Genomic DNA, 1,041 nt, shown 5'->3' on the forward strand with positions numbered 1-1,041 from the left:
TATCAAACTTAAATCAGATGTTGTACTGATGATTGACGAAACGAGACATTCTATTAATTTTCTTTTGCCAAATAAAAATAGCTGTTACGACATTGTTACTGGTATATTTCCTACCAAACCGATTCTCGGACACCTAAAACTAGAAATGGATACATCCTGTTTATCAATGATTGAAAAAGTATACAAAAACAATCGCTTTGACACAGATTTTATTGGTTTTGAATTAGATAGCATTAAGTTGTTTCTATCCGATTCTTCGATTGCTAAAGATACTCATTCTTAATTTAGAAAGTTCATCATTAGCTATATTCGATGACTTTTCAGCTTGTTCCGCTCGACTCTTCAAAAGTATGTTTTCTTCGGATAGTTCTTCAATTCTTTTTAAAAGATCATCCTTTGAATTATCCGAAGAATAAACTACTGATTTACGATTTCGTTCTATTCTATTAGCGATAATTTCTAACAAACTATTTGTAATTTCTTGTTCTTTCTTGATACTGTGTAATATTTCTTCGGTTATTGTTCTTCCTCCTCATCGTACTCCCACGTTAGCTCTAATGCTTCTTTTTCTTCTGGCGGCTCTTGTCTTGCCCCTAACGAATCAAATTCAGGCATTACAACCCCTCCCAAAATAGTTTTATTTTTTCATCTTCCAATTCGATATAATCGACACCTTGCATTTGTAATTGATCTAAAAATGGTTTTGTAGCTCCTTTACTGTTTACCACACAACTTGTATTGCCATAAGATGCAGATGTCCGAACAGATTGGACAATGTTATTCTGTGCGTTTGCTAGCATTAATTCATAAATATCGTTACCTAAACCTCTTACTTCAATCATTACAACTCACCTCGTAAAAAATCTTTTAACAATGTATCTAGTTTTTCCTCATTGTTTTGTTTAGTTGAAGATGATTCTGCACCAATAAATGATTCTTTTATTTGTTTACATTGCGGACAATCACAATCATGAGCAAGTGCTTCTTCTTTAAATTTTTCAAATAATTCACTAAATGCAATTGCTTGTTCAGGCAAAGAAC

At 32.5% G+C, this 1,041-nt stretch carries 3 protein-coding genes; 1 reads left to right on the plus strand and 2 read right to left on the minus strand.

Features of this window, described 5'->3' with window-relative positions; genetic code table 11:
* The coding region (locus tag AC3A84_RS09365; protein ID WP_487969350.1) for a hypothetical protein at nt 1–283 on the plus strand (283 nt) is incomplete at its 5' end.
* Between the two features lie 331 nt (nt 284–614).
* On the opposite strand, the gene AC3A84_RS09370 is transcribed toward AC3A84_RS09365, so the two are convergent.
* Together AC3A84_RS09370 and AC3A84_RS09375 are read right to left on the minus strand one after the other, a co-directional pair.
* Nucleotides 615–842, minus strand: a complete 228-nt coding sequence (locus AC3A84_RS09370) for a hypothetical protein (protein ID WP_002366331.1) — start codon at nt 840–842, stop codon at nt 615–617.
* Nucleotides 842–1,041: hypothetical protein (locus AC3A84_RS09375; protein WP_487969352.1), on the minus strand; the 200-nt coding region annotated here is incomplete at its 5' end. The genes AC3A84_RS09370 and AC3A84_RS09375, both read right to left, overlap by 1 nt.

The organism is Paracidovorax sp. (assembly GCF_057642795.1).